The sequence below is a fragment of the Mesobacillus foraminis genome (genome assembly GCF_004340465.1).
GTDB classification, from domain to species: domain Bacteria; phylum Bacillota; class Bacilli; order Bacillales; family Cytobacillaceae; genus Mesobacillus_B; species Mesobacillus_B foraminis.
This window is the reverse complement of record NZ_SLVV01000011.1, coordinates 202824-226897: the sequence shown is the minus strand read 5'-3', so window position 1 is coordinate 226897 and position 24074 is coordinate 202824. Positions and strand designations below refer to the sequence as shown.

Genomic DNA, 24074 nt, shown 5'->3' with positions numbered 1-24074 from the left:
CCTGTTAACTGTGGCATGCCTGGCATTCTTCAATTTCTGCCTGGGATGTACTTCTGACGTAATACGTTGTTTTCAGGCCCTGCTTCCAGGCTTCCAGATGCAGATTCAGCAGCTCCTTTGCTTTGATATCATGCTTGACATAAAGATTAAAACTGATGGCCTGGTCGATATGCCGCTGGCGGGCAGCATTTTGGCGGATGCTCCATGCCTGATCCAGCTCATGCCGGGCTCTTCGGTAAAAATTGTATGTGATATGATTCAAATCCGGAGCGGTTACCTTGAATTTAAAGTTCTTCTTTTCCTCTGCATACTCAACGGCATACAAAGGATCGATTCCATCCGTGGAACCGCCGATTTTAGCTGTGGAGGAATTTGGTGCCACAGCCATCAGCCAGCCATTGCGAAGCCCATTCCTGCCAACCTCTTCTTTTAATTGAATCCATCTCTCTGAATGATACTGCTTTCGCTCGAAATAACGGCCAGTCTGCCATTCTGAGCCGTTAAATTCACTGTACGCGCCTTTTTCCTTTGCGAGCTCCATGGACGAACGGATTGTAAAGTAGGCTATATCTTCATAAAGCCCGTCGGCATATGCAACAGCTTCCTCCGATTCCCAATGGATGCCTTGCAAAGCAAGAAGGTGGTGCCACCCAAAGGTTCCCAGGCCGACCGCCCTGAATCTTTGGTTCGTTTTCTGAGCCTGTCCCACCGTAATCGTGTTCAGGTCGATTACATTATCGAGCATTCTCACCTGAACCTTGATAAGCCGTTCCAGCACTTCCACCTGTACAGCTTTCGGAAGGTTAATTGAAGATAGATTGCAAACCACAAAGTTCCCCGGCTTGCGCACAATGACAATGTTCCCATCTTCATCCTCGTACTCTTTTACAATGGATGTAGCTGACATATTCTGTGTGATCTCCGTGCAAAGATTGCTGCAGTAAATGGCGGTGCGTCCTTCTCCCAGCTGATGCTTGTTGGGATTCTGCCTGTTGACTTCGTCCCTGTAAAACATATATGGAGTCCCTGTTTCCAGCTGGGCCACCATGATGCGGGCCATGATATCCATTGCCCGGTAGGTTTTGCGGGGCAACAGCGGGTTCGCGGCAGCTTCCAGATACTTTTCGGTAAAATACCTTTGGTTGCTCTCATCGTAAAAATCCTCAAGACCAAGAGGGTTTCCGTTTTCGTCCTTCCAGCCCATTAGCTGTTTAACCTGATGCGGGCAGAATGTGTGCCACTCGCCAATGCTCCGGCCGTTCTCATCCTTTTCTTCCAGCCTTTCCATAAATAAATCCGGAATGGCCACCCCGGTGAATATGTCATGAGCTTTCCGTCGCTCGTCCCCATTGTTTGTTTTTAAATCAAGGAAGCCATTCATGATATCCTTGTGGAAAATATCAAGGTATATAGCGACAGCTCCCTGACGCTGGCCCAGCTGGTCCACGCTGACGGCGGTATCGTTCAAAAGCCTGATCCATGGAACCACTCCGGACGAGGTTCCTTTGAATCTCTTGATGTCCGAGCCAAGCGCCCTCACCTTCCCATAGTAAATGCCAATGCCACCGCCATCCTTGCTTAATCTGGCAATATCCCAGTTATTCAGGTAGATGCCGTCAAGCGAATCATCAACCGTATCAATGAAGCAGGAGGAAAGCTGGCCAAAGCTTTTACCTGCATTGGACAAGGTTGGTGTAGCTACGGTCATATAAAGATTGCTTAACGCCCAGTATGCCTCTTTTACAAGCTCCTGCCTGATGCTTTCGGGTTCATTTCTCATCAGCGTCATGGCAATGACCATAAAGCGCTCCTGCGGAAGTTCATAGACATTCCGTTCATGGTCTTTCGCCAAATATCGGTCAGCCAGCAAAAAAAGGCCTATGTAATTAAAAAGCTGGTCTTTCTGCGAATCTATTTCCCTGCCAAGCTCGTCAATCTGTTCCTTCGAGTAGGCAGCCAGCAAATCTCCGGAGTAGATTCCTATATCACTCAGTTTTTTAATCAGAGAATAAAAGTCCCCATATTTTTCAGAGGGGCTGTAGCCGCGGTTTTGGGAGGCCTTCCCATATAATTCATTTAGATAAAGGCGGGCCGCAACAAAAGTCCAATCCGGCTGATCCATGGCAATGTGATTCAATGAATACATCAATGCCTGCTGATTGGCTTCCAATTCAGTTAAATCCAGGCTGTTGAGACGGGTGATGATCCCGCTGGCGTCTATCTGGTATTGTTCGGCTGCCTGTTTGATCGTTTCCAGTACATATTTATACTCAGAATGAACTCCGGTGCTCATAATGATTCCTCCTAATATAAAATTTCATAAAAAAATCCGCCCAAAATTGAGCGGATGAAACGATAACATCAAAAGAACAGCAGCCAGCAATCGACCATGCCAAGCCAGGAAAACGTCTTCTGTCGCCATCGTTTCATCTTCCCAATCCCCGAAGAATCTGAAACATCTTAAGCAAGACAGGTCTCCTGACTCATGCGTCTTCCTACTCCGAGCCCTTCCCATATAAGCACCTGAAAAAATTCCAAGCACATTATACAGTGGTCTGCTCATTTCGTCAGCAATGACAGTTGCGGGGGCAGTTCTGGATTCCAACCAGATTCCCAATTAAGCCTAGCGGCATCTTATCTTAAGGCAACACCATATATAGTTGTCCATCAAAATATCAATCACAATATATTGATATGATAGTCTACTTGATTCCAATAATCAAGCAATTTAAATTTTTATAGGGGGACAGGGGGCTGGCCCCCTGTAATTCTGTGATGCTTCCCTCTTTGAGGGTCTGGCACCCTGTTTCGCTGCGCAGCATTACTGCACTGCGGGTCTGACCCCCTTCTGTTCTGTGCAGCATTACCGCACTGCGGGTCTGACCCCCTTCTGTTCTGTGCAGCATTACCACACCGCGAGTCTGACCCACTTTTGTGCGGTGCTGCATTACCGCACTGCGGGTCTGACCCCCTTCTGTTCTGTGCAGCATTACCGCACTGCGGGTCTGACCCCCTTCTGTTCTGTGCTGCATTACCGCACTGCGGGTCTGACCCCCTTTTGTGCGGTGCTGCATCACCGCACCCTTGCCTCCTATGTTAGACTGTCCGGCCCCAATGGCGGTGCTGGGCGACAGCTTGAATAAATTCGGCGGCAATGTCTCTTATTTTTTCCTTGTCCCTGTCAGCGATAATTCCAGGGTCTGAATCTGGCGCTAGGATGCCGTTTGCGAGAAGCACTTCGACTCCCTCGCCTGCTGCCCCAACCGCTTTGTAATGTTTATAGGCTTCATTGATGAAGTCGAGGGCATCTTTGCTCAGCTTAAAGCGATTTGCACTTTCTTCCCCGCCTGCAACAAACACCGCATCAAATTCTACGGAGCTGCTGGTCAGGAAGGTATGCTGGACTTCTGCTTCATCCCCCTGATTACTTTTTATCATTCCGAGGCTGCTGCTGATGATTTCTCCCCTGATCCCCGCTTCCTCCAGCGCTGCAAGCAGCAAATTGAGTTCTGGAGCAGCAAACCCGTTATCTGCGAGGATGGCTACTTTTCTTGTATCTGGTGTCTTCACCGTATTTTCCTGACTGAGAGCCGGTGATTCAAATGTTCCGGATACTTCATCAGGGTTGGGCGGTGCCTCCAAACCCAGTCCGGCAGCAACCTGCTCAGCAAGGTAGCCGTCGACATTTGTGAACATATTGACCACCTGGGCGCGGATATCCTTGCTCTTCACCTTTCCAAGTTCGAAACGGAAGGCCTCAATAATGTGCTGCTTTTCCACTTTCGACATGCTGTTCCAGAAAAGCTTGGCCTGGCTGTAATGATCTTTAAAGCTGTCGCTCCGCCTCTGGACCTTTCTCCCTTCCACCTTTTCCTGGTAATGCTGGTATCCGCCTTCTTCAGGAGCTGCAGGCTCTGGTGAATTTCCGGCCAGGGAGTTTTTATGATAGCTCACCTGCCCCTTGTTGATGGTCATTCGGTGGTAGCCATCCCGCTGGTTGTTGTGGACAGGTGTGATGCTGCGGTTAATGGGAATTTCATGAAAGTTTGGGCCACCAAGCCGAATGAGCTGTGTATCGGTATAAGAGAAGAGCCTTCCTTGCAACAGCGGGTCATTGGAAAAGTCAATTCCCGGCACAACATGGCCCGGATGAAACGCGGCCTGTTCTGTTTCCGCGAAGACATTGTCTGTATTTTTATTGAGAATCATTTTCCCAATCAGCTGTACGGGAACTATTTCCTCCGGCCATAGCTTCGTCGGATCAAGAATATCAAAGTCAAAATTAAACTCGTTCTCTTCCTTAATGACCTGGATGCCCAGCTCATATTCCGGATATTTCCCCATTTCAATTGCTTCATAGAGATCACGGCGATGAAAATCAGGATCCTTCCCTGCAATTTTCTGGGCTTCATCCCAGACAAGTGAATGGACGCCGAGCACAGGCTTCCAGTGAAATTTCACAAAATGGGCCTCCCCCTGCTCATTAACTAGCCTGAAGGTATGGACCCCAAAACCTTCCATCATCCGATAGCTTCTAGGTATGGCACGGTCGGAAAGATGCCACATGATCATATGTGCCGTTTCCGTATTATTTGCGACAAAGTCCCAGAATGTATCGTGAGCTGACGCAGCCTGCGGCATTTCATTGTGCGGTTCCGGCTTCACGGCATGGATCAGGTCAGGAAACTTCATTGCATCCTGAATAAAGAAAACCGGAATATTATTGCCAACAAGGTCATAATTCCCTTCTTCTGTATAAAACTTCGTGGCAAACCCTCTGACATCCCTTACCGTATCACCAGAGCCCCGCGAGCCCGCCACGGTTGAAAACCGGACAAAGACTGGAGTCCTTACAGAAGGGTCTTGCAGGAACCTGGCTTTTGTCAGGTGAGCCATGGGCTTATACACCTGGAAATGTCCATGGGCTCCAAATCCGCGTGCATGCACGACCCGCTCTGGAATCCGCTCATGGTCAAAATGGGTCATTTTTTCCCTGAAATGAAAATCCTCCATCAAGGTTGGACCGCGTTCCCCGGCCTTTAATGAATGTTCATCCTCGCTGATCCGGAGGCCCTGATTGGTAGTGGTTTTTTCACCCGCATTGTCGACTCTAAACTCATCCAGCTGCTTGTCCTTGCTAAATTCACTGTTTCTTCCTTTTTCCATTCTTTGATATCCCTCCATCATCACTTTACAATGCCGCCTTTAAAAATTGCATTCCTTTATGTATGTAACGAATACAAGCAAAAATTCGCACAACCAAGCGGCAGCCCTGCAATTTGCCAGGCTATTATCCTCTACCCAACATCTGACGGAGAAAACCATTATTTGGATAAGAGCGCCACCTCAATTTCACACCCCGAAAGCATTAAGCTAAGGCAACCTCTTCTCCAGGGCGGAATCATGCTTCGGTCTCAGGTCCTAGCAGAATTTCGTGCTCCGGTTCATTGAGGGATAACGGCAAGTGGAATATGATGGTAGTAGGAAAACAGCACGGCTTAAAAGAATGGGAGTGGAGTTCATGTTTAAAAAAATTCTTGCAATCTTTTTAGTAATCACAGGGCTGTATATTGTTATATCCAGCCTGCCAATTTTAAACTGGATTGGACTGGGGAACGGTGCCATGGAAGCGGCCGTCTCAGAAAGGACTGACGAAATCTCTATTAACACCTCAAGTATCCATACAATCATTATTCCTGACAAAAGAAGCGATGTAAAAGCAGAGTATGACGGCAAAGGAAAAGTAGAGGTGGACCAAAAAGGCGATAAGATTGTCGTGACAGCCAAAGGGCCGCGTTTCGGATTCTTCTCCTTTAAGCAAAGAGGAGACCTGAAACTTTATATTCCTGAGGATTATGACCAGGATATGAACATAAAAGTAGGATCAGGTTCGCTTGAATTTGCCGGTGATTCTGCAAAGGACCCTTATCAGCTTAATAAGTTATCTCTGAATGTTGGCTCAGGCAGGATGGAGGTCCAGAACATCAAGGCCAACCATGTTGAACATGATATTTCATCGGGATTTATGAAGGTGAATTCCTTGTCAGCCAAATTCGGATCCTTTGAAGTCAGTTCAGGAAGTCTCCATGCCGAAGATTATACTGGGGCTTTTGAAGCAGAGGTTTCATCCGGAGAGCTGAATCTGGAAGTGAAAAAACTAACTGGCCCTGCTGAAATTGAAGTAAGCTCAGGAAAAGCCGATCTAAACCTTCCCGATGATGCGGACTTTACCCTTAACAGCAAAGTGAGCAGCGGAAGCGTCAACAATGACTTCCAGCTGACGGACAAAAGCTCAGGGAAAAACCGCCTGTCAGGAACTCATGGCTCCGGCACCCATAAAATTAACCTGGATGTCTCCAGCGGAAATATCTACTTGCACTGAAACACATCTTCAAGTGCGTGGCCCCCTTTACTTGCTAAAGGGGGCCACTTGCCTTTTCCATTTACTTTTTTTCCTTTAAAATAATGGCATTAGAACATGTCCATCAATCTTTATCCTACCCCGCCTTTTAAAGGAGAAGCCGCATATGTTTGAACTATTAATCACAATGGTGGAAAGGCTTGGAATTATTGTCACGATAGCCTTCATATTGACGAGATTTCAATTTTTCCGGGATATGATTTACCAGGAAAAACTGAGCAAACGGCAGCAGTTTACCGCCATCGTGTTTTTCGGCTTTTTCGGAATCATCGGCACCTATACAGGGCTGAGCCTGGATACCGAGAGCCTTCAATTTAACCGGTGGACTTCTGGCCTGGCAACAGACGAAGCAATTGCCAACTCAAGAGTGATCGGCGTTGTCCTGGCAGGGCTTCTGGGAGGGTATAAAGTCGGAATTGGCGCCGGACTGATCGCAGGACTCCACCGCTTTACCCTGGGAGGCTTCACCGCTTTATCCTGTGGGCTTGCGGCCATTATTGCCGGCATCGTATCAGGAGCGTTCCACAGGAACAACCATGTCAGGCTCAGCTCGGCCTTTTTTATTGGAGCCCTTGCCGAAACCCTTCAGATGCTTGTTATTTTGCTTATCTCCCGTCCATTTGAACAAGCAAGGACCCTGGTTGAAATCATTGGCTTGCCGATGATTCTTGCAAATGGAATTGGCTCTGCCCTTTTTCTGCTGATCATAAAAAGCGTGGTGAACGAGGAGGAAAAAGCAGGGGCGATCCAGGCGCAGAAAACACTTCGCATTGCTGATAAAACATTGGCCCACCTTCGGAACGGCCTTAATCCTGATTCAGCAAAGGCAGTGTGCCATATCCTTCATAATGAAATCAAAACAAGCGCCGTCGCCATGACCGATTTAAAGGAAATCCTGGCCCATGTCGGGCTGGGTTATGACCATCATCGGGCGGAGAATCTGATCCAGACACAGATTACGATGGATGCGATCAAGCAGGGGGAAATCGTCATTGCCAACCAGCGATCCATTCACTGCCGGGTGGAGGGCTGCCCGCTTGGGGCCGTTGTGATTGCTCCTTTAAAACAGAGGGATACCACGATTGGAACGTTGAAATTTTATTTTGCCACCGAGAAAGAAATCACAAATGTCACTATGGAAGTGATCACAGGTCTTAGCTCACTTCTGAGCAGCCAGCTGGAAATTGCCGAGGCAGACAAAGCCCGCCAGCTGGCTAAGGAAGCGGAAATCAAAGCCCTTCAGGCCCAAATCAGCCCCCACTTCCTGTTCAACACCTTAAACACCATCGTTTCCCTTGTGCGGATTGACCCGGCCAAAGCAAGAAAGCTTCTTGTCTCACTGTCCCATTACTTGCGGCAGAACCTTAATGTCACGACCCATACGATGACTTCTCTTGAGCAGGAATTAAAGCATGTAAAAGCCTATTTGGAGCTTGAAGAAGCAAGATTTGCCGATAAGCTGGAGGTTATTTATGAGATTGATCCTGGTGCACTGTTAAAATATATTCCACCTCTGACCCTGCAGCCCATTGTCGAAAACGCAATCAAGCATGGGATAAAAAATAAGGAATCAGACTGCAGAATTAAAATCACCATTAAAAAGTGCAAACGAGCCACCTATGTAAAGGTAGAAGATAATGGACACGGGATGGACAGCCTGCGGGCCAGCCAGATAGGCAAATCCCCCATTCCTTCCGATACAGGCACAGGCCTTGCCCTTTACAACGTAAACAGGAGGCTCACAATGATGTTCGGTGAAGATGCGGAATTAAAAATTAAAAGCCAGCAGGATACAGGCACGGAAATTGCCTTTTCCATTCCATATGATGGGGATGAATGAAAATGGAAGACAGAATTAAAACTCTTATTGTTGACGATGAACCATATAGCCGGGAAGAGCTCAAGCATCTTCTGGGGGCCTTCCCTTCCATTCAAATTGCGGGGGAAGCCGAATCAGGAGAGGCAGCGATCATGAAAGCTTTGCAGCTTCAGCCTGATGTTGTTTTTTTAGATGTAGAAATGCCAAAAATGAATGGAATGGAAGCAGCAAAGGCCTTAAGTGAATTCAAAAAGGTTCCGCTGATTGTCTTTGCTACAGCCTATCCTCAGTTTGCAGCTGAAGCATTCCGTTATAATGCGGTTGACTATTTATTGAAACCTTATGAAGAGGATCAATTGAAGGAAACAGTTGACCGAGTCGAAAAAAAGCTAAATCCAGTGATCGAAGCGGATGCTGGCAGGTCCTCCGGAGGAAAACTGGCCGTTGAAGCTGATGGAGAAATCTTTTATCTTGATCCGAATGAAATCCTTTATCTCTACAGGGACGAAAAGGTCACAAAGCTCATTACGAAAACAGGAAAATTTGAGACAAAAACTCCGCTAAAAGATTTAGAAGCAAGGCTGAGCTCCTACCATTTTTTCCGAATCCACAAAAGCTACGTCGTGAACCTCGATTATGTAACACGGCTTACTCCCTGGTTCAACGGGGCCTATCAGCTTCAAATAGAAGGAGAAGACGAAAGGCTGTCGGTTAGCCGGAATTATGTAAAAGCACTCAGGATGCGATTGGAAATTTAACTTCTATCGCATCTTAATCCTGTTTTAAAACATGTTAACCTTGTTTTTCTACCTGTTAATCTTAAAAGCCCCTATTATTCTTTGAGTCTATTATAATAAAAATGTAAACGCATTCATTTAATTTCCTTGTAAGGGGGAGAAATCATGTATACATTTTTGGCAGGGATTGTCCTGTTGGTTATTGGTTATTTTACGTACGGCAAATTTGTTGAAAAAGTGTTTGGGGTAAAGGAAGAAAGGGCAACTCCGGCTTATGTCAACAACGATGGCGTCGACTATGTCCCGATGAGCACTCCTAAGAATTCATTAATTCAATTATTAAATATCGCCGGGACCGGGCCGATTTTCGGACCAATTATGGGAGCGCTTTACGGACCAGTTGCTTTTATCTGGATTGTGGTGGGCTGCATCTTTGCCGGGGCGGTTCATGATTATTTAACAGGAATGATTTCCATTCGGAATCGCGGGGCCCACTTGCCCGAGCTTGCAAGCAAATTTTTAGGGAAAGTAATGAAGCACGTTGTAAATGCTTTCGCTGTTTTGCTCCTTTTGCTTGTGGGAACTGTATTTGTTTCAACACCGGCCAGCTTGCTTCACGTCTTGATGGACGGGAAAATCGCGCTTGGTATTATTGTTGCAGCTATATTTATTTACTACATCCTGGCCACTCTATTGCCAGTTGATAAAATTATTGGCCGCCTTTATCCATACTTCGGGGCCTTGCTTGTCATAAGTGCTCTTGGAGTCGGAATTGGTCTAATCGTTACAGGAGCTCCGATTCCGGAACTGTCCTTGACTAATTTCCATCCTGATAACGCACCTATTTTTCCGCTGATTTTCTTTACGATTACTTGTGGTGCCCTTTCAGGTTTCCATGCAACACAGACCCCGATTATTTCACGTACAACTCAGAAAGAGCAGCAAGGCCGGAAGATTTTCTACGGAATGATGATTGCAGAAGGAATCATTGCCATGATCTGGGCTGCTGCTGCGATGAGCCTGTTTGACGGCTACGGCGGTTTAAATGAACTGCTTGCGGCGGGCGGACCTGGAGCCATTGTCAGTGAAGTATCGACCATGATGCTTGGTGCGATCGGCGGAACACTGGCCGTGCTCGGCGTGGTTGTCCTGCCAATCACTTCCGGGGATACAGCCTTCCGCAGTGCACGGATGATCATTGCAGAGTATCTTAATATTGCCCAAAAGAAATTTTCAAGCCGCTTATGGATTGCTGCTCCGCTGTTTGTAATCTCTTTTGCCCTGACAAAAATCGACTTCAACATTCTGTGGAGATATTTCAGCTGGGCCAATCAGGCAACCGCAGTGATCGCCCTTTTTGTTGGCGCTATGTACCTGTATATCGCCAGGAAAAACTACTGGATCTCACTTGTGCCGGGCACGTTCATGCTTGTCATGGTCATAACCTATATATTAAATGCCCAAATTGGATTCGGCATGTCGATGACGTCTTCATGGATAGGCGGGTTCATTGGTTCCATCATCCTTGTTGCGCTGTTCTTTATTGCAGCCAAGAAAGCACGGACAAATAATCTTCCTCTGGACGAAGACATCTCCGGATGGAATAAGGTCGCCTAATGCCCAGCTGCACGTCCCGACTATCGCAAGGCAGTCCTTAGATAGGAAGGGTGCTCTGGCCATTTCCTATCAATCACACTGATTATCATCGTGGTCATAGGGGGAGAGTAAACGCAGCCATTCGTCTTTTAAGCAGGAAAGTGCACGCAGTTTAAACGCGTGCACTTTTGCATGGACGGGGTCAGGCACGCGTCATTACACTAAAGGGTGCCTGACCCCCTTTAGTGAAGTAAAGTTAGATAAGTTATAGCAAATTTCAGGAGGTTTTTTATACATGAGAATATTGATGGTTGGTGCCGGTGGGATTGGGGGCTACTTTGGCGGCCGCTTGCTGGAGAAAGGCGTTGATGTGACTTTTCTGGTCCGTGAAAACAGGAGGAAGCAGCTGGCTGAAAACGGCTTGGAAGTGGAAAGTGTTCATGGAGATATGACTCTCCATCCTAAAACCCTGCTAAGTGGTGAGAAAGCTGATCCATTTGATGCCGTCCTTTTATCAACAAAAGCCTACCATTTGGCTGGGGCGATTGAAGGCATCCGGCCATATGTTACCGAAAACACAATGATTTTGCCGCTTCTTAATGGCATTGCCCATATCGGCGAATTAACAGAAGCCTTTGGAACCGAAAAAGTTCTTGGGGGTTTGTGTTTCATTGAGACAACACTGGACAATCAGGGAAGGGTCATCCAAACCAGTCCCGTCCATGATCTGGTGTTTGGGGAACGGTCCGGGGAGATGACGGAGCGGTTACGTAGCCTGCAAGAAACCTTTGAGGGAACGAAAGCCAATTTCCGCCTTTCCAGTCATATTGTTCAGGAGATGTGGCATAAATACCAGTTTATCTCTGTTCTTAGCGGGGTTACCTCCCTTTTCCGCTCTCCTGTCGGCCCAATCCGGGATCAGGAATCCGGCATGCAGACCGTTTATGCCCTGCTTCAGGAAACGGGGAAAATCATGAGAGGGCTCAAGGCGCCTCTTGCAGATAAAATTGAGGAAACCCAGCTGGACAAACTGTTGCAGATAGGCTATGCCATGAAATCTTCCCTGCAAAGAGACATGGAAAAGGGGTTGCTGACAGAAGCCGATCACTTCTTCGGCTATCTTCTTCAGAAGGCAAAGGAGAACCACCTGAACGCACCCGTTATGAGCACAATTTTTGCCAACCTAAAAGTTTATGAAGCACAGCGTTCATCGTAACAAAATAGCTGAAGTCTTCCTCTCCCCCAGTCTGCTGATGACCGGAACCTGACTTTCCTTCACGGGTTCGGTCACCTTGGCTGTGCTTTCGGATATAACAACCGCCCTTGCGTTGGAAAAAGAAACATCGCCGCTGGCCGCGACGGTGTTTTTAGGTTGGAAAACGGCTAAAGATCAATACTTTCTCCATGAGAAGAAATCCTTGCCCAGCAATTCCCTTCTTGCATATTCGTGAGCATAGGATATCATCGTTTCAATAGAACCTGAACTGCGGGCAAGGATACGTAAAATCGCTCCGTCTTCCGGCAGTCTGGACAGGCCAAACTGAACATCACCCTTCAACTCTGACAATAGTTCATACATAGAATCAATAAATCTCTTATCAGCCTTGCTGTGAAGAATCAGGAAGGTCCCCACATGGGTATACCCCTCCATTTGCATGATTCCGCCCAGCCCTTCATCCGGCTCAAGAAGAAGATGATCAAGTAGAACAAGCTTATCCTTTTTAAAGACTTTCAGCTTGGAACGAATCCAGTCATAGCGGAACAAGCGGCCATCTTCCGCCCATCCCGGGGTGATAATATCGCTGTAAAAAAAACTGGATCCCTCACTTATCGTCACATCCGTTTCCTGGATGAACCTCGCCCCTTCATAGGCAATCAGGGGGTCCGGCAAATATTCCAGCACACTCCCCTTCCCCAAAACGATATCAGTATATTGGCAAACTGGTTGTTTGGGAGTTTTATAGACCTTCGTAGAGGACTGCGTTGTAACGGTAAGCTCTGCCCCCTCCTCCAGGGCTAGATTGGTCCGATAGACGTCTCCGTCCACATACCCGCCTCCGACATGGATAAGGTAGATGGAGGGGGAATCCTTCTCAAGATAAACAGGCCGGGTGATTTTCAGAGCCCCCTCATAATAGCAGGAGGAAATTATCGTTCTAGAGTGTTTCTTAGCGGCCGTAAGCTCCAGGAGCCCAATATGGGTCATGACTCCAATCCGGTTAACAGAGCGTTCCTTTTTAGCCACTTAATAACTTGATCCAGTCCCGTTCCATCTTTTAAATTGGTAAAAATATAAGGCTTCTCTCCCCTGGCAGCAATTGTATCACGCTCCATAATCTCGAGCGACGCTCCCACATAAGGGGCCAGATCGGTCTTATTGATAATAAACAGGTCGGATTTAATCATTCCCTGTCCGCCTTTCCTCGGAATCTTCTCTCCCTGTGCCACATCGATAATATAAATCGAGAAATCAACCAGTTCCGGGCTGAAGGTGGCAGCCAAATTATCACCGCCGCTTTCAACAAATATTAACTCCAGGCCATGATGCAGTTCTTTCAATTCATCAATGGCAGCGAAATTCATTGAGGCATCCTCGCGTATGGCTGTATGCGGGCAGCCCCCGGTTTCCACACCGATGACACGGTCCTCAGGCAACACACCATTTCTCATTAAAAACAGTGCATCCTCTTTCGTATAGATATCATTGGTGACAACCGCCATGCTCAGCTCTCTGTGCAGGGCCCTTGTCAATTTTTCAACTAGCATTGTCTTTCCGGCACCAACCGGGCCTCCGACTCCAATCCGTACTGGCTCCATTCAACCCACTCCTTTTTTTCATTCCATAAAAACACCATAAGCTTTATGACATAAACAATCGGACATGCAAGCGTTCATGACGCATTTGTGCAATCTCCAACCCGGGACTCACAGCCCCAAAATCCTCAATCGTTAATTGTAAAATTTGATCGACTGCCTTTCCGATCAGAGGTTGGATTCCGACTAAGATCTTTTGGCCATCCGTTTGCCCAAGCGGAATCCCCCGGACAGCATTCTGAATAAGAGAGGATACATTGGCATACAGATACGCGCCAATCGCCGTCTCTTTTGAGACATTCAAATGATAGGCAACTAGCGCAAACACAATCGCTGGCTGGCCGTATGCCTGTTTTGCTTTTATTCTGGCCACATAATTGGACAGCGCTGAAGACGGATAAAGTTCACTGCACAATTTAGCCATTCGTTCTCCAATCCGTTTGTTCCCCATCCGCGACTCCTCTGCCAGACAGGAAACATATAAGAGCCGGTCCAGCTCCTCAAGACTTGCATCTTCCCCTGCCTCCAATGATTCAAAGGCCAGCCTGCATGCGAGTCCGTCCGTATAGACCAGCTGCTTTCTTATAAAAATGGAAAGTGCTTCGGCAAAGCTGTCCCGCCCTGTGATGTTCTGCTCCTGAATATAGGTTTCAAGACCAAATGAGTGTGAAAACGCTCCCGAAGGAAAGTTGGAATCACACAATTGCAGGAGAGGAAACAAGGCATTAATCATGGCTGTGGCCAATATGACGGAACGCCTGTTTTACCTTTCGTTTCTCACGTTTAAAAGGAATGCCCAATTGCCGGAGCAGCTCTTCTACTAAATAATCATACTGCACAAGCATCTCGTTTCCTTCAAACTGCGCCGGCAAGTGGCGGTTTCCCAGCTGGTGGGCAATTTCGCCCATCTGCTGGATGGATGTCGGCATGATGGTCAGCAGGTCATCATCCTTGACAGAGATCACAATCATATTTTTTTCGTCGATATAAAGGATGTCGCCGTCGATTAAATCCTTGTTTTCCCTCAGTCGAATCCCCAGCTCCTTGCCATGGTCGGTCACCACGCGCTGAATCCTTTTCACCAGGTCATCACTTTTCAGGTATACCCGTTCCACATGTAGAGCTCTCTTTTCCAATGTCGCCACGTTTCCAATTACACTTTCAATGATCATCTACTCTTCACCTCAAAATAAGAAATATCGCTGAGCCATTGGAACACTCTCCGCCGGTTCGCACGTAATCAATTCACCATCAACCTTTACTTCATAGGTCTGCGGATCAACGTCTATCACAGGGGTTTCGCCATTATGGACCATATCCTTTTTCGTCAGCTTGCGTACCCCCGAGACCACACCAACCATTTTTTGCAGTCCAAGGTCCTTGTGGACACCTTTTTCATACGCGGCTTTCGAAATGAATGTCATTGATGTTTTATATTTGGCACTTCCAAAGGAGGCAAACATCTGCCGGTATAAAACAGGCTGCGGCGTTGGAATGCTGGCATTCGGATCCCCCATGACACTGTGGGCAATCATGCCGCCCTTTAAAATTAAATCGGGCTTAACTCCGAAGAAGGCAGGATCCCATACCACCAGGTCGGCAAGCTTCCCGGTTTCCACAGAGCCTACATATTCTGATATCCCGTGAACAATGGCAGGGTTGATTGTATACTTGGCGATATAACGCTTAACACGGAAATTGTCTCCCGCCGTTTTGTCTTCTGCCATTTTCCCTCTCTGCTTTTTCATTTTGTCAGCCGTCTGCCAGGTACGCATGATGACTTCCCCTACGCGGCCCATGGCCTGGGAATCGGAGGAAATCATTGAGAAGACCCCTAAATCATGTAAAATGTCTTCCGCTGCAATGGTTTCCTTGCGAATCCGTGAATCGGCAAAAGCAATATCCTCAGGGACGCTCGGATCCAGATGATGGCAAACCATCAGCATATCCAGATGCTCCTCTAATGTGTTCACGGTAAAGGGCCGGGTTGGGTTCGTGGATGACGGAAGAATATTGGGGAAGCCTGCCGCTTTAATGATATCGGGCGCATGTCCGCCCCCGGCTCCTTCCGTATGATAAGTGTGGATAACCCGGCCATCGATTGCTGCCAGAGTGTCCTCGACGAATCCCCCTTCATTAAGGGTATCCGTATGGATGGCTACCTGAATATCAAACTCGTCCGCCACCTTCAGGCAAGTGTCAATGGCAGCAGCAGTGGTTCCCCAGTCTTCATGCAGCTTTAGCCCGACGGCGCCTGCTTCGATCTGTTCCATTAATGGCTCTTCATCGGACGCATTGCCTTTGCCCAGGAAACCCAAATTGATTGGAAATTCTTCCGCAGCCTCAAGCATGCGGTGGATATTCCATGGACCTGGTGTGCACGTTGTCGCATTCGTTCCGGTAGCAGGGCCGGTTCCTCCTCCTATCATCGTGGTGACTCCGGACGAGAGGGCCGTTTCTATCTGTTGCGGACAAATAAAATGAATATGGGCATCGATGCCGCCTGCGGTTACAATTTTGCCTTCCGCGGCGATGATCTCGGTGGCAGCCCCGATTACAATGTCCACTCCATCCATTAACAGGGGATTCCCGGCTTTGCCGATTGCGGCAATTTTCCCGTTCTTCACACCAATATCAGCTTTATAGATACCCGCAGAATCTACAATTATGGCATTGGTGAGCACCAAATCTGCACTCTCACTGCTTTTAGCAAGCGGATGCTGGCCCATTCCATCCCGAATAACCTTTCCGCCTCCAAACTTCACCTCATCGCCGTAGGTTGTATAATCCTTTTCGATCTCAATGAAGAGCTCGGTATCCGCCAATCGGACACAGTCTCCAACGGTGGGGCCGAACATGTCGGCATACTGTTTACGGGACATGTAAAAACTCATTTACTGATCCCCCTTTTTTAAAGGACCGTTGGTCAAATTATTAAGTCCGTATACTTCCTGCTCTCCTGAAAATGGAACAAGCTCCACTTGTTTTTCATCTCCAGGTTCGAACCGGACAGCGGTACCAGCAGGTATATTCAAGTGAAGGCCGAATGCCCTACCACGGTCGAACACCAGCTTTTGGTTAACCTCAAAAAAATGGAAGTGGGATCCAATCTGTATCGGCCGATCCCCTCGATTCAACACGCTTACCGTTATCGGATTCTTGTTTTCATTGCATAAAACAGGCTCTTTTCTTAACAGATACTCTCCCGGGATCAAGGTGTCCCCTCCTTTTGATTAGCGAATGGGATCATGGACGGTAACCAGCTTTGTTCCATCCGGGAAGGTAGCTTCCACCTGGATATCCGGAATCATCTCGGCAATGCCTTCCATTACATCTTCCTTAGTAAGAATGGTAGCACCGTATTGCATCAGCTGGGCAACCGTTCTTCCATCCCTCGCCCCCTCAAGCACTTCATAAGTAATGATAGCGACCGCTTCCGGATAATTCAGTTTCAGCCCCCGCTTCTGCCGCCGGCGGGCCAGGTCAGCTGCTGTGACCATCATCAGCTTCTCCATTTCACGCGAAGTCAATTTCATTCAACGACCCTCCCACTATTTGTCTGTTGTGTCTTTTATTTTACAAACCCTCCACTTAAGAAACTCATTTTATGTAAGAAAACCTGACAAACATATTAAAAAAGGTGCCTGACCCCCTTTACTTAAATAAAGGGGGTCAGGCACCTTTCGTCATTTTATCTTCTTTAGTTCGTCTAAAAAGGCTGGGCGCCTTGGATATTCCATTTGCGGGCTGCTAATAACGTGCACGGCAGGCTTTTGTCAATAAGCCGTTTAATAATGGTGCAGCCTTGCTTACCCTTTCTGTCCATTGCCTTTTGAGAGGATTCCCGAATATCTACTGGATTAAAGTCATTTGGTCAATATTTTAAATTTGTAAAAAATAGCAAATCCTCTTTTAATCCTTAATCATAAAGGCTATAATTCTCTAAAATATTCTGGAAATTTAAGGGGGGACTAAAAAGATGGACATAATAAAAAAAGACAGCTGGAATGCAGGCTTGTATGATACGAAGCACTCTTTTGTTTCAGCTTTTGGCGAAGAGCTAATTGGATGGCTTAATCCGCTAGCCGGCGAAAGAATCCTTGATCTCGGGTGCGGAACCGGCGACTTAGCGGAAAAACTGGACAAGGCCGGGGTCTCCGTCATGGGGATCGACAATTCCAGTAATATGGTGGAACAGGCATACAGGAAGTATCCCCATATCCAGTTTGATGTACAGGATGCCACCAACCTGTCTTTCAAGGATGAATTTGATGCCGTGTTCTCCAATGCAATGCTACATTGGGTAAAGCAGCCCCAGAAAGCATTGCAGAGCATTTTTCAGGCATTAAAGCCCGGGGGAAGATTCGTTGCTGAGTTCGGTGGAAAAGGAAATGTAAAATTGATCACCGATGAAGTGATCCGCCAGCTGAACAGGCTCGAGAGTGATTATAACCCCCATCAATTTCCCTGGTTTTTTCCGAGCATCGGGGAATACACTTCCCTTATGGAAGAAGCAGGTTTCAGAGTGATCCTTGCGCAGCATTTTGACAGGCCTACACCTTTGCAAGGAAAAGATGGTCTTCGCAACTGGATTGAAATGTTCGCCAGCTCTATGCTAGGTGGTTTATCCGAAGAGACAATCGAGGAAATCCTTTTGAATTCAGAAGAAGGTTTAAAGAATCAATTATTCCAGGATGGAGTATGGATGGCAGATTATAAACGGATACGGGTCTTGGGCATTAAGGAATAAAGGGAACCGGGACTGCCCTCCAGACATGCTTCTATGGATTATCGGGAGGCCGCAGTGAAAAAGCAGATAAAAGTTGTTGGTGCAGTAATTGAAAACGGACATAAAGAAATTTTATGTGCGTTAAGATCTCCCCAAATGTCGATGCCTAATATGTGGGAGTTTCCCGGAGGAAAAGTAGAGAAGGACGAGGACATTTTCTCGGCACTGACTAGAGAAATTCACGAAGAATTATCCTGTAAAATCAGTACATTGAATCTTCTGCATGAAAATGTCTATGAATATGATGATTTTATTATTCAGCTTTTGACAATAAGATGCAGAATTGCCACAGGGATACCCATTCCGGGAGAACATTCAAAACTGATCTGGCTAAAAAGAGAAAATCTGGCATCCCTGGTCTGGGCTCCTGCCGACATCCCGGCAGTTGAACTGCTCATAGCGGAAAAAATACAAACTTAATACTTGTAGACAGTAAAGGCAATTTTTACGAAACAGCTTTTGCTGGAATTGAGATGCTCAAAAACTCTATAATAGTGCACCTCCAATTCCAGCTAAAAGCACCGCCACAAAGAAATTCCGCCTCGTATGTTTTCAACCCAAATGGTTAAAGTAACAACAGATGTACTTATAAGGAGGATTCCAAATGGAAAGCACAGAGGAATTTTTGAATAAACTTCATGATAAACAAAGGAAAGATGAGAAAAACCGGGAAACACAAGGAAATAACAGGATGAGCGACAAGCTCCCGACAAACAGGAATAAAGCTAAGTAATAAGCAGCAGCACTGGATATTGTCCGGTGCTGTTTTGGCGTTCCTATCCCTTCATTCCTTGATTTCTAAAGGACTTCCATCAGCGAATAAGTTTCGCCTTCCTGGGCGCATCAAATCCGTAATGCCAGCCTCCGATAAGAGCCATACTGGGTATTCCTGAGGGTGGATTGCTGAAACTTCCGTTTTTGCTGTAATGCCCATATTAGGTATAGCAATCCGGATAACTCTTCCGTCCTTTTGCTGCCTGCTGGAACCTCCTGAACAAATGCTTATCAACATCGATTACTCCATAAATCCCCGGACGGTTCCTGATTCATTTTAAACTCAACCCCCCCGCCTTTTCCATATCCCGCATCCACTCGATAGCCGGTTCCTATTAGAAAAGATGGAGCCCCCTTTAGGAATATTAAGCTCTTTTGCTTTCTCAGTGCCCGTTTACCTCCTCCTGCCTCAGAGAAACATTACCATATGCACCGGACTAAATCTTTGACAAAAATGGCCTCTCGGTATTAAGGTATATTAGTTACTTACTATTAGTAAGCAAAGGGAGAACTGGAGGTTTATTCATGACAGTAAAAACACAGGACTATTTATCAACAATTATTCGTGAACGGCATTCCGTCAGAAAATATGATTCAAGTTTTACATTATCAAAAGAGGAAATCCTCGAGATACTAAAGGAAGCCACGCTGGCCCCTTCCTCAAGCAACCTGCAGCCTTGGAAATTCCTTGTGTTTCAGGACCAGGAGACAAAGGCTGAGCTAAGATCGATTGCCTATAATCAAGAACAGGTAGAAACATCTGCTGCTGTGATTGCCGTATTAGGCGACAGAGAGATGTATAAAAATGTGGAAAAAGTCTATCAAAGTGCTTTTGAAGCAGGCTATATGACCGAGGCAAATATGAAGCAGTTAATTGAAGGGACAAACAAAACGTACCCTAACGCACCTGTCGGAACCAGAGAAAACATTGCGGCCTTTGATGCCGGACTTGTTTCAATGCAGCTGATGCTGATTGCAAAAGCCAGAGGCTTAGACACGGTTACAATGGGCGGATTTGATAAAGCAAAATTTATTGAGAGGTTTGAGATTGACGAACGCTATTTTCCAATCGTCCTGATTTCACTGGGCAAGGCAGCAGCACCAGCCCACAAGACCACCCGCCTTCCGATTGAGGATACAGTGAGCTTCATCTAAAATTTAACATGCATTAAGGGAGCAGCCTGCCAGACTGCTCCCTTTTCTTAATCCTGTATGCTAAGATCAACTAAATAAGCATAGCCATTTTTAACTTTTACTTTTGCGAGGAGGTTTCCGCTCGCAGATGCCTCCTCCAGTTCAAGACCTGTATTTTCTTCTACAAAATATTTATCGAGACTGTATTCAACATAGGCCACTTCCTCGATGCCGTCCCGGCCAGCTGTTACATATTGAACCCGGCCTTTTAAATACACCCCTGAAGTTGGCTTCTCAAGACTCACCTTTGTCGGAACGTGAGCTCCTTCATCCAGTTTTAAAGGAACGTAAACCTCTAAATTACTCTCTCCCTGTTCAAGTTTAGTCTTTACTTCTTTTTCAAGCAATTGAGCTGGGATCTCTTCTGCTTCATACTGAAGGATTACATAATCCCCACGGAACAAATCCGTTGGGTCGACAGGAACTGTTTTTAGTGTAATCTCTTCCCCAGCCAACAGCGTATAAAGAGGAGTGACCGTCATTCCTAATAAAATGACTATCGGCAGAAGGCAGGCCAGGATCAACTGTTTTGTCCGTCTAGGCATGGATTCCTCCCCCTTTCTTCCTTTGCTTCTCGAAGTAAAACCCGAAGCCCAGCAAGAGGAGACCTCCTATGATGAACACCAGGGATTTAGGCATAAAGTCGAAGGTGAGATCCAGATAAAAACGGAAGATCATGCCGCAGAGAATGATGATGCTATAAAGACTGCCGCCTTTTATTAAAAATAAAATAAAGAGTATATAAAGGATTGAGAACGGGAGATAAATCCAATCAGCCGGCCAGCTCTCTCCAAAGGACAAGAATAAAGCCGCCCCTCCATGGACTATATGCCCCAATAAGATATAAACTGAATGTATTTTTTCTCTCTTGATGATGAGACCCGCTCCAATCAGCAGGTAAATAAGGCCGTAAATATAGGCTGTGCTGTTCACTCCATCGAGGACTGCATTAAGAATGGCTGCTATAAATGTCAGCACCAGTACTCCATTAACAAAGCCGGTCAACGGAAGGAATCCGATTTTTTTATTAAGGAAATAGATGGCTGCAATCCACAGCACAATCCAGTAGGGAACCTCATCTCCCCCCAGATATTGACCATTTGTCATATAGATAAGAGTAAACAGCGATGAGGCCAATAAAATCCATTTATCCCGCAAAAACCAGGCTAAAGGCAGAATGCCAAGCGACCACCATAAAAATGCATCCTCAAAATCCCCGCCAAAATGGAACATCTGTCCAATCAGGAAAATCCCAGCACCGAACACCAGCACGCCGAGATAGAAAAAACTTTTGGCTGTTTTCGGAAAATTCCTTTCGAGCCGGTACCCTGCTGCATTGCAGCCGATAAACATGACAAGGATAAACAAATATTTAGCAAGCTTTCCAATCTCCCCCCAGTTGCTGGCAATCAGGCTCAAGATTCCTGCACCAATCAGGATCGCCCCGGCGTAGAGCAGAGTCTTAGTAAAGGAGACGGTTCGGATTTCATACAGCCCTTCCAGTTCCCCCGCCTTATCTGCACTTAACATGCCGGTTTCTTCCCAATGCCGAAGCTCACTCTGCAGGAACTCCAATTGATTGGCTTTTATTCTGCGCTTTGTCATTCATGCTCACTCCTTTCTGTTCTGAATATCCTTTCCCCCTGCTGCATGCCTTCCGTACAAAATAGTTGAAGACGGCATCTGTCTCCCCGGCAGATAAAGCATGGAGACGTTCTCCTCCCGAGGTGCCTGTAATTCATGTATTCACTTCCCGGCAGAAAAATTCTTTTATTTTGAATCATTTGGAGAGATAATATTTTAGCGGGTTTCTGCCTTTATTTTATCAGGAATCTGGAGATAAAAGTGTAAAATTGTGGCAAAAGGAGAGGTCAAGTTGATCATACGCGAGGCAAAAATAGAAGATCTGCCGGGGATGCTCGATATTTATAATGATGCAGTCCGCAATCTCACTGCAACTTTTGATTTAGAAGAACAAACTCTGGAACAGCGGACAAAGTGGTTTCATAAATATGGGGGAAAATACCCTTTAATTGTTGCAGAGGTTGAAGGGGAGATTGCGGGTTACTGTGGATTGTCCATGTACAATGAAAAGGCTGCCTATGCAAGGACAGCAGAAGTGTCCATCTATCTCTCCAGCAGGTTCCGCGGAAAAGGAATCGGAAGAGCCTTAATGACCGAAATCCTTAAGAGGGCAAGGGAACTGGACTTCCACGCCATCATTGCAGGAATCACAGAAGGGAACGATGTCAGCGTCAAGCTCCATGAAAAGTTCGGATTCAAACTTGCCGGAAGGATCACCGAGGTTGGATTCAAATTCGGCGAGTGGCAAAACGTCCTCTACCTCCAGCTCACCCTATAAAAAAGTGCCTGACCCCCTTTAGCATACTAAAGGGGGTCAGGCACCTTTTAATGATTCACCTTATTCATGCGTCAATGCGCAGCCGCGGGCACCGGCATTTCTTCACCCTGTTTAACCAGAGCATGTTTTTCCCACGCTCTGCTCCTCCACCTGAAGAACATGATAACGGCACGTGTCCACTCATCGGCTGCAATAGCAAGCCAGACACCCGCCAGCCCCATCTCCAGCTGAAAGACCAGGAGATAGCCAAGCGGAAGACTCATCAGGACCATTGACAACATTCCAATCCAGACCGGATATTTGGCATCACCGGAAGCACGCAGGGAATTGATAAATACGATATTTAGCGTTCTGCCAGTCTCCAGGACAATGCTTAAAATGAGCACATTAGCAGCAAGCGTTGAAATTTCTTTATCGTCGGTAAAGATTCCAATTAACGGCTCCCTGAATAATACAACGAGTACCACCATCCCAAGAGTGACCAGACTGGCGATCCGTGCACTTTTCCAAACCCGGACATACGCCTCATCCGCTTTATTTCCGCCAACCAGACGGCCAACAATGATCGAGGTTCCCATTCCTATGGCTATGGCAAATAAGTAAATGAACATGGAAACATTGTTGGCATACTGTCTCGCTGCCATAGAAGCCTCACCGAGGTAAGTTACATAGTACAGAAACACGATTTGGCAAGTTTGGTACATGATCTGTTCAAATGCAGACGGGATGCCGATCTTTAGAATTTTTGCGATAAAATCCTTTGAAATCGAGAAATAATAGTTTATTTTGACCCGAACCTCCATAATTCGGTACAGAAGCCAGAAGAAAACAATCAAGGCAAGAAAACGGCTGACGGCAGAAGAAATAGCAGCACCTTGAACTCCTAATTCCGGAAATCCAAAATTTCCGAAAATCAACGCGTAGTTGGCGATAACATGGAAGATATTCATTCCAAGCGAAACGAACATCGCTTCCTTTGTGTGTCCATGGACGCGGATAATCGCCGACAGTGAATTGATTAACGCCTGCAGGAAAATAAAGCCCCCTACAATCCCGAGGTAACTTTTCGCATAGGCCAGCACTTCCCCTTTTAAATTCAGGCCTTCAAGCAGGCTTCCTCCGAAAAGAAGGAACAGGGAGCTGATCACAAGGCCCATCATCAGGTTCAAGGTAATGGCAAGCGCCGAGATTTTTGCTGCGTCTTTATATTTACGGGCACCAATATATTGCGCTACCACAATAGAAGCCCCGTTCCCAATTACCTCGAGGATTAATATTGCGATATGCAAATATTGATTGGATGCTCCTACTCCCGAAACCGCATTATCTGAAATAGCGCTTAGCATCAACGTATCGGCAATCCCCATAAGCATAAACAAAAACACTTCTAAAAAAATAGGCCAAGTGAGGAAAAACAAATTCAAATCCTTTGCTATTCCCTTTTTGGACGAAACGGTTGCAGTTCCTATATTGGTCACCTTCTTTTCTTTTCTTTACTCCACTAAAAACAAAGAGTATCGTACCACAGTTCCTCCGCATGTGCACGGTTTTTTTACATGTTTCAGCCC

Annotated in this window: 24 protein-coding genes and 1 riboswitch; of the genes, 10 read left to right on the top strand and 14 right to left on the bottom strand. The window is 46.5% G+C overall.

The window, feature by feature from the left end; genetic code table 11:
- Positions 1-4: 4 nt before the first annotated feature.
- The 3 genes from EV146_RS20530 to EV146_RS20520 all read right to left on the bottom strand — a co-directional run bounded on the left by EV146_RS20530 (position 5) and on the right by EV146_RS20520 (position 5166).
- Positions 5-2293 (bottom strand): ribonucleoside-diphosphate reductase subunit alpha, encoded by a 2289-nt coding sequence (locus EV146_RS20530; RefSeq protein WP_132010248.1) that lies wholly within the window; start codon positions 2291-2293, stop codon positions 5-7.
- Positions 2294-2452: 159 nt separating this feature from the next.
- Positions 2453-2652, bottom strand: a riboswitch (cobalamin riboswitch).
- Between the two features lie 50 nt (positions 2653-2702).
- A complete protein-coding gene (locus EV146_RS20525) occupies positions 2703-3077 on the bottom strand; it encodes a hypothetical protein (protein ID WP_132010246.1) in 375 nt (124 codons plus the stop codon).
- Positions 3078-3096: 19 nt separating this feature from the next.
- On the bottom strand, positions 3097-5166 hold the full coding sequence (locus EV146_RS20520) for a catalase (RefSeq protein WP_132010244.1): 2070 nt from the start codon (positions 5164-5166) through the stop codon (positions 3097-3099).
- 355 nt (positions 5167-5521) lie between these two features.
- Here EV146_RS20520 and liaG point away from each other — a divergent pair, with 355 nt between their 5' ends.
- The 5 genes from liaG (at position 5522) to EV146_RS20495 (ending at position 11789) form a co-directional block, all read left to right on the top strand.
- Entirely contained in the window at positions 5522-6382 is an 861-nt protein-coding gene (gene liaG / locus EV146_RS20515; protein WP_158287157.1) for a LiaG family protein, read from the top strand.
- A gap of 145 nt (positions 6383-6527) precedes the next feature.
- Entirely contained in the window at positions 6528-8261 is a 1734-nt protein-coding gene (locus tag EV146_RS20510) for a sensor histidine kinase (RefSeq protein WP_132010240.1), read from the top strand.
- Positions 8262-8263: 2 nt separating this feature from the next.
- Entirely contained in the window at positions 8264-8998 is a 735-nt protein-coding gene (locus EV146_RS20505) for a LytR/AlgR family response regulator transcription factor (RefSeq protein WP_132010238.1), read from the top strand.
- Between the two features lie 144 nt (positions 8999-9142).
- The gene (locus tag EV146_RS20500; protein ID WP_132010236.1) at positions 9143-10594 is read left to right on the top strand and encodes a carbon starvation CstA family protein; all 1452 of its coding nucleotides are present in this window, start codon (positions 9143-9145) and stop codon (positions 10592-10594) included.
- A gap of 274 nt (positions 10595-10868) precedes the next feature.
- Positions 10869-11789 (top strand): ketopantoate reductase family protein, encoded by a 921-nt coding sequence (locus EV146_RS20495; protein ID WP_132010234.1) that lies wholly within the window; start codon positions 10869-10871, stop codon positions 11787-11789.
- A gap of 174 nt (positions 11790-11963) precedes the next feature.
- Here EV146_RS20495 and EV146_RS20490 read toward each other — a convergent pair whose 3' ends face one another.
- From EV146_RS20490 to EV146_RS20460, 7 genes are read right to left on the bottom strand one after another with little or no spacing between them, the layout of a single operon-like run.
- Positions 11964-12779: an urease accessory protein UreD gene (locus EV146_RS20490; RefSeq protein ID WP_132010352.1), complete on the bottom strand. Its 816-nt coding sequence runs from the start codon at positions 12777-12779 to the stop codon at positions 11964-11966.
- Positions 12776-13390: an urease accessory protein UreG gene (gene ureG, locus EV146_RS20485; RefSeq protein ID WP_132010232.1), complete on the bottom strand. Its 615-nt coding sequence runs from the start codon at positions 13388-13390 to the stop codon at positions 12776-12778. Before ureG ends, EV146_RS20490 begins: the two co-directional genes overlap by 4 nt.
- Positions 13391-13433: 43 nt before the next feature.
- Entirely contained in the window at positions 13434-14120 is a 687-nt protein-coding gene (locus EV146_RS20480) for an urease accessory protein UreF (protein ID WP_132010350.1), read from the bottom strand.
- The gene (gene ureE, locus EV146_RS20475) at positions 14113-14559 is read right to left on the bottom strand and encodes an urease accessory protein UreE (protein WP_132010230.1); all 447 of its coding nucleotides are present in this window, start codon (positions 14557-14559) and stop codon (positions 14113-14115) included. The genes EV146_RS20480 and ureE overlap by 8 nt, the downstream gene beginning before the upstream one ends.
- A gap of 12 nt (positions 14560-14571) precedes the next feature.
- The gene (ureC, locus tag EV146_RS20470; protein ID WP_132010228.1) at positions 14572-16281 is read right to left on the bottom strand and encodes an urease subunit alpha; all 1710 of its coding nucleotides are present in this window, start codon (positions 16279-16281) and stop codon (positions 14572-14574) included.
- The gene (locus EV146_RS20465; RefSeq protein ID WP_132010226.1) at positions 16282-16602 is read right to left on the bottom strand and encodes an urease subunit beta; all 321 of its coding nucleotides are present in this window, start codon (positions 16600-16602) and stop codon (positions 16282-16284) included. It abuts the gene before it with no gap.
- Between the two features lie 18 nt (positions 16603-16620).
- A complete protein-coding gene (locus EV146_RS20460; RefSeq protein ID WP_132010224.1) occupies positions 16621-16923 on the bottom strand; it encodes an urease subunit gamma in 303 nt (100 codons plus the stop codon).
- A gap of 443 nt (positions 16924-17366) precedes the next feature.
- Between EV146_RS20460 and EV146_RS20455 the strand changes: the two genes are divergently transcribed.
- From EV146_RS20455 to EV146_RS20445, 3 genes are all read left to right on the top strand, one after another.
- Positions 17367-18137: a class I SAM-dependent methyltransferase gene (locus EV146_RS20455; RefSeq protein WP_132010222.1), complete on the top strand. Its 771-nt coding sequence runs from the start codon at positions 17367-17369 to the stop codon at positions 18135-18137.
- Between the two features lie 54 nt (positions 18138-18191).
- A complete protein-coding gene (locus EV146_RS20450) occupies positions 18192-18596 on the top strand; it encodes a (deoxy)nucleoside triphosphate pyrophosphohydrolase (RefSeq protein ID WP_132010220.1) in 405 nt (134 codons plus the stop codon).
- Positions 18597-18780: 184 nt separating this feature from the next.
- Entirely contained in the window at positions 18781-18909 is a 129-nt protein-coding gene (locus EV146_RS20445; RefSeq protein WP_121609941.1) for a DUF4023 family protein, read from the top strand.
- 51 nt (positions 18910-18960) lie between these two features.
- On the opposite strand, the gene EV146_RS20440 is transcribed toward EV146_RS20445, so the two are convergent.
- Entirely contained in the window at positions 18961-19188 is a 228-nt protein-coding gene (locus tag EV146_RS20440) for a hypothetical protein (RefSeq protein WP_132010218.1), read from the bottom strand.
- Between the two features lie 287 nt (positions 19189-19475).
- Between EV146_RS20440 and EV146_RS20435 the strand changes: the two genes are divergently transcribed.
- Entirely contained in the window at positions 19476-20105 is a 630-nt protein-coding gene (locus tag EV146_RS20435) for a nitroreductase family protein (RefSeq protein WP_132010216.1), read from the top strand.
- A 47-nt stretch (positions 20106-20152) separates the two neighbouring features.
- Here EV146_RS20435 and EV146_RS20430 read toward each other — a convergent pair whose 3' ends face one another.
- Positions 20153-20689 (bottom strand): GDYXXLXY domain-containing protein, encoded by a 537-nt coding sequence (locus EV146_RS20430; protein ID WP_132010214.1) that lies wholly within the window; start codon positions 20687-20689, stop codon positions 20153-20155.
- Entirely contained in the window at positions 20682-21749 is a 1068-nt protein-coding gene (locus tag EV146_RS20425) for a DUF2157 domain-containing protein (RefSeq protein ID WP_132010212.1), read from the bottom strand. Before EV146_RS20425 ends, EV146_RS20430 begins: the two co-directional genes overlap by 8 nt.
- Positions 21750-22020: 271 nt before the next feature.
- On the opposite strand from EV146_RS20425, the gene EV146_RS20420 reads away from it, so the two are divergent.
- Positions 22021-22506 (top strand): GNAT family N-acetyltransferase, encoded by a 486-nt coding sequence (locus EV146_RS20420; protein ID WP_132010210.1) that lies wholly within the window; start codon positions 22021-22023, stop codon positions 22504-22506.
- Between the two features lie 71 nt (positions 22507-22577).
- Here EV146_RS20420 and EV146_RS20415 read toward each other — a convergent pair whose 3' ends face one another.
- Positions 22578-23984, bottom strand: a complete 1407-nt coding sequence (locus tag EV146_RS20415; protein WP_241993988.1) for an MATE family efflux transporter — start codon at positions 23982-23984, stop codon at positions 22578-22580.
- Positions 23985-24074 lie beyond the last annotated feature (90 nt).